Genomic DNA, 11,613 nt, shown 5'->3' on the forward strand with positions numbered 1-11,613 from the left:
GCTTTTAACAACTGTAGCCTTGGAATAAAGTTTGATTAAATTAACTTAATAAACCTTGATAAAAGAGCACATAGAAAAAGCGTGTTTTGAAAAAAATTGATCAAAACACGCTTTTTTTATATTCAATTGAGTCATTCTTTTATAAAAAATTTTGATGATTTTTGTGATCCTTGCTCAATTAAAGCCCCCGATTATGGAAGAACTTATTGAAAATAAACCCCGTTACTTTAAATGATTCATTCACAATATTATTAAGTAAATTCCCTTTTACTTTCAGTAATGTACTAAAATCCATGCAGTAAAAACTCCTTACAAAAGAAACAAACAGAAAATAGAAGCTTTTTTAATCGAACTAATGTAAATAGTTTTACCTTTTTAATATCCACATAGAACCTACCAAAACGGACTAATATTAAAAGGAAATTCACCCAATTCCCTGGCCCTAATTTGATACTAATAGAACCGTTCTAATCATATTCTTATAATAGAAAACAATAAAAAGGGGTGGAAAGTTAGTTGATAAAAGTAAAGGTTAGTTTACGACCCATTGTAAGTAAGATAAATTTACCCACTGTTTTGAAAACAACTATACTTCCGGGTGACTCAATTGAAAGATTATTTATTGCAACCCAGGTAGGAGAAATCTTTTACATAGGAAACGGAGTTATAAGGACTTTTTTAGATATTCGCCCGCGAATCATAAAATTAGGTAATTCTGAACAAGGGGTTTCTGGTAGTGGATATGATGAACGGGGATTGCTAGGGCTAGCGTTTCATCCAGAATTTTATTATAACGGTTTGTTTTATCTTTATTATTCAGTAGCTGGAACACAAGGTCCAGGGGCTCTTCCTGAATTTTTTAAGCCTAACCCGTGTGATCTCAGAACTTTAAACCTAAGATGGATAAATAGAGAAACTCAATATGATCATATTGATACAGTTGAAGAATGGATTTTACAATCGAATGGTCAACCTCAAAAACGACGGACATTACTTAACATAAGAAGACCATTTTTTAATCATAATGGTGTCAATAGCTTAAACTTTTCGCCTGAAACCGGAAAACTTGTTTTAACAACTGGAGATGGTGGATCAGGCTATGATCCATTTAATTTAAGTCAGGATGATATGGAGATAGCTGGTAAAATAATTGAAATTGATGTAGTTAAGAATACATTTATCAATAATCCCCCCGTAGTCACACGTTTTAATGAACTTCCCTTACCTATTCAGGAAACGCTTACGGTAATTGCCAAAGGGGTTCGCAATATAACAGGCATCTCATTTCAAAGGTTTAATAATCAGTATATCAAATATGTGGGGAATGTCGGACAGGATTTGGTAGAGTCGATTTTTTCATTCGTTCATTATAAACCAATACCGGTTACTCAGCTTATTCAAGCTTCTTTAATGAGATCTAAACCTGACCAAGAAGGATTTATTAACTTTGGTTGGCGAGGGTGGGAAGGTGCTTTTCCTACTTCGTTTATAAGGGGCTGTTTTGCAAATCCGACTTTGGATGAGAAAACAATTGCTTATTACAATGAAACAGTAAAAACTTCAGTGAGGCGTCTTCAGCCTTTAACTAGTTATTTTCATAAAGATCCCCGACCCGATAAGTTTGGAGGAACTGCACTTACAGGAGTCCAGCCATATAGGGGGAATGGAATCCCAAATTTAACGGGAAGCGTTGTGTTTACCGATCTTGCCCAGAATGAAGAATCTCGGCCTCCGGTTAGAGGGGTTTTAGCTTATACCAAGGCAAGTACGGATTGTAAACTAAATGATTTTAGTGTTATTGAAACCGATTATAATTTTGGATCTCAATCAGCTTATTATGTTAATTTGGGAACGAATCTGGATCAAACCAGATTATATTTAGGGGTTTATGGCTCTATGAAAGTGACTGATTTTAATCAAGGTACTATTTTTGAAATTGTTCCATGATTTATAACTATAAAATTCGACGGTTGGAGTAAGCATTAACACCTAACCATTTTCTGAAGCAATTCCAGCATCTGCAATTAGCATTTCCCATCGATCTGTAAACGTTAAGTTAATGGGAGTTGTAAACTTTTCAGCAAATACTTCAATTCTATATCCTAATGGAACCAAGATACCTTCTGGCTTTAAAATTCTTTTATTGTATCTGTATGATACATCGTACCCCCCTTAGAAAAAGCTTATATTTTTAAATATTCATGGAGGGGCAGTTCTCATTCCAATTGATTACTAACAGGCAATACCGCATAAAGCGCAAGGGAATGAATAGTATAGAAAGTGACGAATTGGATATTTTCAGGGGGTGTTTTCATCAATCGGTTTATTCGTTATTGGTATCAATCGATGATAGAGACAGATACAAACTATGTTCATATAAGAAAAATGAACATTGCAACCAAGTTAGTTATTACAGCCTTATTGAGTACATTTGCCACTATGTTTCAATCAGCGGGGGGCTTTATGCCTGGTATAGGCTTTCTGATTAGTTTTCTAGCAACATTACCAATTTTTTTAGCTACTTGTTTTTCTATCCGCCAGGGAATCCTCTCTTATACCCTCACGATTTTCCTATTATTTATTATTCAGCCGAGTGAACTAATTATCTTTCCCTTTACAACAGGTTTATTAGGTATAGCGATGGGTGTGGCCTTTTTACAATTGCAAAGGAGAATTATGATTGTTTCCTTTTCATCAATATGTCTACTTACGGGTATTATGGTGATTCTGTATGTATTTCGTTTTCCAGTGCTAGGCCCTACTGTTGATACAACTATGGATCCAAAGGTTATTGCAATAATATGTATATTGAGTTTTCTTTACTGCTGGATTTTCGCGGAACTTTGTAGAGTACTCATGAATAGATTTTGTCGGGCATTGCCTTAACAGTTGAGTAAAATCTTTTTGAACGAATAAGCGTTGTAATGCCACATATATTTCAAAAGAAGGAGGAGACAAGATGAAGCTGGCGTTTAGTACAAATGCATTTACAAGATACACATTGCCCGAATCTATTTCAGAGATTGGACGTTTGGGATATAAGGGCGTGGAAATTCTAGCGGACGTTCCTCATGCTTTTCCACCTTTGCATACTGCCCCTTGGGTAAGTGATGTGCAAAAAAAAATAGAACAATATGATCTCGAGGTATCAAACATAAACGGTAATACGGCATCTGGATTTTTTTTGCATTCTACTGGAGAACCTACATTTGAGCCGTCCCTATGTAATGCGAGAGGAGAGGTGAGAAATCAGAGAATTGGATATACGAAGCAGTTAATAGATTTAGCCGCAATGCTAAATGCAAAAAATATCAGTATTACAAGTGGTAGGTGTCTTTCTGAAAACCCACCAGATCAGGCAATTTATCATCTGATAAACTCATTAATGGAAATTATGGACTATGCCGAACGGCGTGAAATCAACGTGGGGATTGAATACGAACCCGGTCTTCTAATAGAAAACGGCAAAGAATTGAGTGACCTGATTCAAATAGTAGGGTCAAATAGGCTAGGAGCAAATCTCGATCTCGGGCATGCAGACGTAATAGGAGAAGATATTCCTGCTCTTTTATCAAGTTTAAAGTCACGAATATGGAATATCCATTTAGAAGATATCGCAAATCACAAGCACTATCATCTTATACCTGGTAAGGGAAACATTGACTTTAATCAATTGTTCAATCATGTAAAGCAAATCGAATATACAGGATTCATTACAGTAGAATTATATACCTACAGTGACAATCCGTTTATGGCAGCAAAGGAATCTATCGAATTCCTTACACCATACTTTAAGAATAGCCATTTATGAGGGGGAAAACCTATGAAATATTTTGATCCGCATATCCATTGTTACTCCCGCACAACAGATGATTATGAGAATATGAGTCTGGCTGGCGTACGCGCCGTTGTGGAACCCGCATTTTGGCTTGGAAGCGAACGCCGATATCCTGAGACATACTTTGATTACTTCCAACATTTGCTTACCTTTGAACCGCAGCGTGCTAAGCAACATGGAATCGATCACTATTGTTGTTTAGCTATGAATCCAAAAGAAGCAAATAACCTTGATATTGCCTATCAAGTAATCGATGGACTGTCCGAGTACTTGCAACATGAGCGGTGTCTTGCGATTGGGGAGATTGGTTTTGATAGAATCACTGTTGAGGAAGAAGGCGTGATGCGCAGACAACTGAAATTGGCTAAGAATCTCCATATGTTGGTTATGGTACATACTCCTCACCAAAATAAGCGGGAGGGAACAAGAAGAACGATAGAAATCCTAAAGGAAGAAGGGCTTGAACCTGACAGGGTATTAATAGATCATAATAATTCAGATACTATTGATCTTTCCGTTGAATATGGCGGCTGGAGCGGAATGACAATTTATCCGACAAAAGTTTCAACTGGCGAGGCAATTGAAATCATCGAACATTACAGCACAAATAAGATCATGATCAATACGGCAGCAGACTGGGGCCCATCTAATCCTCTTAATGTAGTAAAAACTGCGCTTGAGATGAGAAAGAAAGGGCATGCGGAAAATATCATTCAAGAGCTAGTTTGGAATAATCCGGTCCGCTTTTATGAACAATCCGGAAAATTGAAACTAGATTCATAAGGGGAGAGAAATCATGAAACTTGCATATAGCAGTAATGGATTTAAAAGATATGACCTGTTAAAAACAATCGACTTATTAGCTGAAATCGGATATGAAGGAATAGAAATCTTACTAGATATCCCGCATGCTTTTCCACCTGAGGTGACCAATGAGAAGATAGACATGATTAAAGACAGGTTGAAGCAACGAAACATGACTATATCAAATTTGAATGCGTTCATGTTGTATGGAATAAAAGATAATTGGCACCCGTCTTTTGTTGAGGCGGATGAAGTAGAACGAAGACAGCGTATAGAACATACGCATAACTGCATTGACTTGGCTCGAAAACTCGGTGCAAAGACATTGTCTACCGAACCAGGGGGACCACTCATCAATGTAGGAAGAGAATGGGCAAATAAAGTTTTTATTTCGGCAATGGAGGAATTGGCTGACCATGCCGAAAAATCTGGTGTAACAATTCTTGTTGAACCGGAGCCGGACTTGCTGATTGAAACTTCTGATCAATTTATTGAATTCAAGAAGGCTGTTCCCTCCCAGGCAATTGGATTAAATTTTGACATAGGACATTTCTTTTGTGTCGGAGAGGATCCGGCTACATTAGTTCATAAGTTGCTACCCTATACAAAGCATTATCATCTAGAGGATATTGCCAAGGACCGTGTTCACGAACATCTTATTCCAGGGCATGGTGCTATTCCTATTCTAGAGGTTTTACAATCTATAAAGAAAACGGGCTATGATGGTTTTGTTACCATTGAATTATACCCCTATGAAAGCCAGGCGATACAGGCTGCCAAGGAATCTCATGACTATGTACAAAGCATCCTTAACAGCCTATGAGAAAGATTCGCACCTATTTTGAGCTCATACGATTTCCGAATACCTTTACATCTATGGCGGATATATTGGCAGGTACTTGGATTGCAGGGCTAGTTTGGAATCAGAATTACTTTATTCAGATTATCCTTCTTATATTTGCAAGTGCATGTATATATGCGGCAGGAATTATTTTAAATGACTTTTTTGATTTTGAAATAGACAAGAAAGAGCGGCCTGAGAGGCCCTTGACATCTGGTCGCATCTCACTTCGTTCAGCGCTGCGTTTTAGTTTTGTACTTCTTACGGCTAGTGTTGTATCTGTATGCTTTGTGTCCAAAATAAGTTTTTTGATTGCGTGCATTCTCATTGTTTTAGTATTCGTTTACAATCGCTATTCAAAGCATCATGACGTTTTTGGACCGTTGACAATGGGAATTTGTAGAGGAGTCAATTTGTTATTAGGATTGAGTGTGGCACCAGATAAATTAGCGCAATTTTGGTGGATAGCGGGATTAGGATTTTTATATATTTTCACTGTTACTGTGATGTCCAAAGGCGAGGTTGGAAACGGCATTCATCCGAATCGAGTAAGAATTATGGCAGGGGCGGTTTTAACGTGTGCTATTGTTATTCTGTTCTTGCAATTCGACGGTACATGGGGAGCAACAGTTATTGCAGTAATCTTTTTTTTGTTATGGACTTTTTCAGGAATTTTACCGGCACTAGCAAAGCCGACATCACCTAACATTAGGAAGGCTGTGGGAACATGTATACTAGGTCTTCCGTTATTGGATGGGGCGGTTGCCGCTCCATTTGGAGGATGGCCAGCTTTTTTTTCCGTATCCTCTTTCCTAATTCTGAGTTATATCATGTCTCGTATCTTTCCGGTCACATAGATGAAAGGATGGTATCTTTGGAGAAAAAAAACGTGGTTGTATTAGATATTATCAGTTTGACAACAGAACATCTGAACGATGATGAATTGACTCCGAATATTCGAAAATTATTAGAAAGTGGTCAACATGCAAGAATTAAGCCAGTATTTCCCGCTGTAACTGGATCAATACAGGCTACTTATATCACTGGAACTCCGCCAGCTGAACATGGAATTATTTGTAACGGCCTCCCAAACTTGGATACTAAAGAAATTACAATGTGGAATCAGACGATGGTTCCAATTCAAGGCGAAAAAATCTGGGAGAAGTTGAAGAAAGAAGACCCGACAGCTGAAACAGCAGTGCTATTTTGGCAGTTCAGCAAGCTGAGCACAGCGGATTATGTAGTGACACCTGCCCCTATCCATCTCGATAAAAAAATGATTTTGTGGTGTGATTCGAAGCCGAGGGACTTATACGGAAAACTGAGGGAGAAATATGGGGAATTTGATCTAAAAAATTTCTGGGGCCCACTCTCTTCTGTCAAGTCCAGTGAATGGATCTTAGATGCAGCGATAGATATTTTAGAAGAATACAAACCAAGATTATCACTTGTATATTTACCCAATATAGATTATAACGCGCAAAGGTTCGGACCTGAAAGTGAAGCAGCAAGGAGATCGATTAAGGAAATTGATGATTTGATTGGAAATTTTATCGGGCAACTAGAAGAGCGCGGATTGAGGGATCACACACGTCTTGTTATTTTATCAGAATATAATTTTAAGCCAGTTAATAGACCTATCCTTATCAATCAAACGTTGAACAAAGAGGGATATGTGGCTATCAAACATGTTGAAAATATGGATTTTCTCGATTTAGAGATGTCGAGGGCCTTTGCCTTGGCAGACCATCAATTGGCCCACGTGTATATTCCAGACCCACATGATATAGGGGCAGTTAAAGCAATTCTTGAAAATATCCCAGGTATAGCCGAGGTATGGGGAGAGGAGGAGAAACGAGCCCATAATATTGATCATGAGCTTTCAGGTCAGTTAGTTGTAATTGCAGAACCCGACAGCTGGTTTGTGTACTACTGGTGGCTGAATAGCGAACAGGCACCAGAATTCGCATACAATGTGGATATTCATAGGAAGCCCGGTTATGATCCAGTTGAGCTGTTTGTAAATCCCAAGACATTCCAAATCCCACTAGAACCGGATCGAATCAAAGGATCTCACGGTTTACCGCCAAAAGACGAAGGGGATTATGTATCACTTGTAGTAACAGGGAAAGATTTTGAACTTCCAGAAACATTAGAAGCGACCGAAGTCCATGACTTGTTGTTACAACTTTCAAGAAAAAAGAAGAGGTGAAAAAGTGACATATCGAACGGGTGTGTTATTCGTGGGGATGCTGGGTGCAGTGGCAACAACAACGATTTCCGGACTTTTTGCAGTCAATCAAAATCTTGCTCCGTTAAGGGGAGTTATTTCTTCAGAAAAGGAATTTGAGGCGCTGCAGCTAACTCCGCTTGATCAGATTGCTTTTGGTGGATGGGATATACAAAAAGATTCATTAATAGAAGTAGTAAAAAGGCATGGTATCATTCAGGAGCCTATTTTGCAGAAGATTGAAATGAATCTCAATGATGTTCCTGTTTGGCAAGCGCCATTGGCTAATGTGAATGATTTTGTCAAAGGAGTATATAGACTGAAAGGAGAGCCTGAGACTTTAGAGAGTGCAGTGGATAAAATCCAAGAAGACATCGAGGCATTTAGGAAAAAGTATGATCTTGAGAGAATTGTTGTGATAAACACAGCTTCAACAGAAGAAAAAACAAAAACTCATTCATTATATCAATCATTAAAAGCATTTGAGACCGGGTTAAGGGAGAATTCACCGGACATTCGATCGGGTATGCTTTATGCTTATGCGGCAATGAAGTCAAAATGTGCTTATGTGAACTTTACGCCGAGTGTGACGGCTGAGATACCGGCGCTGCAAAAGCTTGCAGAAACTCAGGGTGTTCCGACAGCAGGGAAAGATGGAAGGACAGGACAGACTTTATATAAACATGTTTTAGGGAAAATGTTCAAACAGCGAGGGTTGAATATTGTCGGATGGTACAGCACGAATATCCTAGGGAATCAAGATGGTGCAATTTTGGATCATCCGAGGCATTCTTCAACAAAGATTGATTCAAAGTCCATTGGATTAGAACGTATACTAGGGTACAGTCATTTTGATCATAAAGTTAGAATTGATTATTTTCCTGTCCGAGGAGATAGAAAAGAAGCATGGGATACGGTTGACTTTGAAGGGTGGCTAGGAGAGAGGATGACAATGAAAATCAATTGGCTGGGCATTGATTCTATTTTAGCTGCTCCTCTTATAATTGATCTTTCCCGGTTTATGGATCATGCGCTTCAGAAGGGGAAGGCAGGAATAATGGAACACCTATCACTATTCTTTAAATCCCCAATTGGAACAGATGAATATGCCCTTGATCAGCAATACCAAACGTTATTGGAGTATGTGAAACATTTTGAATATTACACTTAATCTTCTTGGTGACCTTGGAGCTGAAAAAACTATGAAGTATTAGAAAGAGGTGCGGAGAAGGCAAGAGGAATCGCGAAGGTAAATTTAGCGGGAATTAAAGGGCGGGTTGGATATGAGAGGGGATGTTAAGCGTTCCCTTATTTTTATTATTAAATTTATTAAAATACTTTCCTATTGCAGCACAAAGAATCGAGTTAAAAGGAGCATATAAGATTATTGCAATATCTGATAAATTACTTTCAGGTGCTGAAATGTATATGGACTGGGATAATAGTATGTTTAAACCAGAGTATATAAAATTCGACCAACTGTTCGATAATTGTAATTGCCTTTGCTAATTTTTCATTCCCTACAGAAAATAAGACTTCTTCTACAGATATGTGTACAAAATCAATTTTAATCTTTTCTTTAAATGGATTGTGATTTTGAATAAAATTTTGTTTTCGCTTTTTGATCAAACTTTGTTTTAAAGCCACACAATTTAGGATTAAGATTTTTATGGAGAGGAAGTATAAAGAAAGAAGGAATATACATTGTTGATTCTAAAGAAGTAGTTAGCAGTAATTTGAGGTAAAGATGATTGTGATATTGCATTCCATAAAAAAGAATGTTACTCTAAAAATAGAATTATGAGAGGACTGATGGATGAATAATGATTAACTAATCGATATTTTAATTTGAAATTAATAACTTCAAACTACAAAATATAGGGTTAGTCTATTCATTTTTCACAAATCAGTTCATACTTTATTTGTCATGATTCCAATGATTAATAAGAACTTATTAAGTATAAGTGAGATACTAATCCTTCCGATTACAAATTGGGAGGATTTTTTTATTCCCTTATAGGTAAGTTGATATTTATTAATCCGTAACTGTAACCTAACAAATAAAGGAGAGAGAAAAATGAGGAATTCAGACACTATTGTTACACATGTAATGCTCTATATAAGTCGTTAATATCCATCAAACTTATATGGAGAAATTAAAAAATTGATGGATATTCCGACTTTATATGAAAAGTGTTGATATATAAAGGAGGAATTATTATGTCAATGATAAAAGTTCAAGACTTAACTTTTTCATACCCAGGTAGCTTTGATAATATTTTTGAAGGTGTAAACTTTCAAATAGATACAGATTGGAAACTAGGGTTTATTGGTAGAAACGGACGAGGTAAAACGACATTCTTTAATTTATTATTAGGTAATTATGAGTATAGTGGGAAGATCACTTCTTCGGTAGAATTTAATTATTTCCCTTACCCAGTTTCGGATAAGAACAAGTTCACTCATGAAATCCTTGAAGAAATTTGTCCCCAAGCAGAAGATTGGGAATTTCTGCGTGAAATATCCTATTTAAATGTTGATGCCGAGGCCATGTATCGACCATTTAAAACATTATCAAATGGAGAACAAACAAAGGTGTTGCTTGCTGCACTGTTTTTGAATGAGGGTCAATTTCTATTAATTGATGAGCCAACAAATCATCTAGACACTGATGCACGAAAGATGGTCTCTGATTATATAAGGAAGAAAAAAGGGTTTATTTTGATTTCACATGACAGAATCTTTTTAGATGGATGCGTTGACCATATCTTATCTATAAATAGAGCAAATATTGAAGTTCAAAGTGGTAACTATTCTTCTTGGAAGTTAAATTTTGATAGACAGCAGGAACACGAAGAGGCTACAAATGAGCGTCTACAAAAAGACATAGGGAGATTAAAACAGTCTTCAAAGCGTTCAGCAGGTTGGTCTCATCAAGTGGAAGCTTCCAAAAATGGAACAAGGAATTCAGGATCTAAGTTAGATAAGGGTTTTGTAGGACATAAAGCGGCCAAGATGATGAAGAGAGCGAAGAACCTTGAATCAAGGCAACAAAAAGCTATTGAAGAAAAGTCAAAATTACTAAAAAATGTGGAGAAAACTGAGTCGTTAAAATTAGAACAATTGAAATTTCAGTCAAATGAATTGGTTGTTTTGGCTGATGTGTCTGTTAAGTATGATGACCAAATAGTAAATGAACCAATTAGCTTCATAGTTGAACAAGGAGATCGAATTGTACTTGATGGAAAGAATGGAAGCGGGAAAAGTAGTATCCTAAAACTAATTCTAGGACATCCAATACAGCATACAGGCTCAGTTAATTTAGGTTCAGGACTCATCATTTCCTATGTCCAACAAGATACTTCTCATTTGAAGGGATTGTTATCGGACTTTATTGAAGAGCACGAGATTGATGAGACGTTATTTAAATCCATCCTACGTAAGATGGATTTTGACCGAATTCAATTTGAGAAAGATATATTTCATTATTCTGGTGGACAAAAGAAAAAGCTGCTTATCGCTAAAAGTTTATGTGAGAAAGCTCATTTATATATATGGGATGAACCATTAAATTTTATTGATATTTATTCGCGTATGCAGATTGAAGAGCTTATTCAACAATTTAATCCCACAATGGTTATTGTTGAGCATGATAAGGCATTTCAACAAACAGTTGCAACAAAAACTATATCTATATAGTTCAAAGTGAGTGATTGAAGATATAATCAGTAAATCAAGTCATTAAACTATAGGGCGCTTTAATGGAGTGATGAAAAAAGCCTAATTTCTCTACAATCAATTGAGAAATTAGGCTTTTTAATAGGAAAAGTAGGATACATATTAACAGAATGCACTCATAAATGGGAATATGATATAAGACCATAAGGTTTTCCTACTATT

At 36.8% G+C, this 11,613-nt stretch carries 10 protein-coding genes; 9 read left to right on the forward strand and 1 reads right to left on the reverse strand.

Going from position 1 to position 11,613, the window contains the following annotated elements; translation table 11 throughout:
• Nucleotides 1–516 precede the first annotated feature (516 nt).
• A complete protein-coding gene (locus C564_RS0125295) occupies nt 517–1,947 on the forward strand; it encodes a PQQ-dependent sugar dehydrogenase (RefSeq protein WP_018767302.1) in 1,431 nt (476 codons plus the stop codon).
• 42 nt (nt 1,948–1,989) lie between these two features.
• Here C564_RS0125295 and C564_RS38095 read toward each other — a convergent pair whose 3' ends face one another.
• On the reverse strand, nt 1,990–2,115 hold the full coding sequence (locus C564_RS38095; RefSeq protein WP_018767303.1) for a hypothetical protein: 126 nt from the start codon (nt 2,113–2,115) through the stop codon (nt 1,990–1,992).
• A 198-nt stretch (nt 2,116–2,313) separates the two neighbouring features.
• Here C564_RS38095 and C564_RS0125305 point away from each other — a divergent pair, with 198 nt between their 5' ends.
• From C564_RS0125305 to C564_RS0125345, 8 genes are all read left to right on the forward strand, one after another.
• Complete coding sequence (locus C564_RS0125305) at nt 2,314–2,886, forward strand: hypothetical protein (protein ID WP_026008709.1); 573 nt, start codon at nt 2,314–2,316, stop codon at nt 2,884–2,886.
• A 73-nt stretch (nt 2,887–2,959) separates the two neighbouring features.
• Complete coding sequence (locus C564_RS0125310) at nt 2,960–3,811, forward strand: sugar phosphate isomerase/epimerase family protein (RefSeq protein WP_018767305.1); 852 nt, start codon at nt 2,960–2,962, stop codon at nt 3,809–3,811.
• Between the two features lie 12 nt (nt 3,812–3,823).
• Nucleotides 3,824–4,621 (forward strand): TatD family hydrolase, encoded by a 798-nt coding sequence (locus C564_RS0125315; RefSeq protein WP_018767306.1) that lies wholly within the window; start codon nt 3,824–3,826, stop codon nt 4,619–4,621.
• Nucleotides 4,622–4,634: 13 nt separating this feature from the next.
• A complete protein-coding gene (locus C564_RS0125320) occupies nt 4,635–5,465 on the forward strand; it encodes a sugar phosphate isomerase/epimerase family protein (protein ID WP_018767307.1) in 831 nt (276 codons plus the stop codon).
• Entirely contained in the window at nt 5,462–6,340 is an 879-nt protein-coding gene (eboC, locus tag C564_RS0125325) for a UbiA-like protein EboC (protein WP_026008710.1), read from the forward strand. The genes C564_RS0125320 and eboC overlap by 4 nt, the downstream gene beginning before the upstream one ends.
• A 32-nt stretch (nt 6,341–6,372) precedes the next feature.
• Entirely contained in the window at nt 6,373–7,695 is a 1,323-nt protein-coding gene (locus C564_RS0125330) for an alkaline phosphatase family protein (RefSeq protein WP_018767309.1), read from the forward strand.
• A gap of 4 nt (nt 7,696–7,699) precedes the next feature.
• A complete protein-coding gene (locus C564_RS0125335) occupies nt 7,700–8,884 on the forward strand; it encodes an inositol-3-phosphate synthase (RefSeq protein ID WP_018767310.1) in 1,185 nt (394 codons plus the stop codon).
• 1,049 nt (nt 8,885–9,933) lie between these two features.
• The gene (locus C564_RS0125345; RefSeq protein WP_018767312.1) at nt 9,934–11,412 is read left to right on the forward strand and encodes an Lsa family ABC-F type ribosomal protection protein; all 1,479 of its coding nucleotides are present in this window, start codon (nt 9,934–9,936) and stop codon (nt 11,410–11,412) included.
• Nucleotides 11,413–11,613 lie beyond the last annotated feature (201 nt).

Origin of the sequence: Bacillus sp. 105MF (assembly GCF_000374885.1) — a bacterium.
GTDB lineage: Bacteria > Bacillota > Bacilli > Bacillales > Bacillaceae_G > Bacillus_A > Bacillus_A pseudomycoides.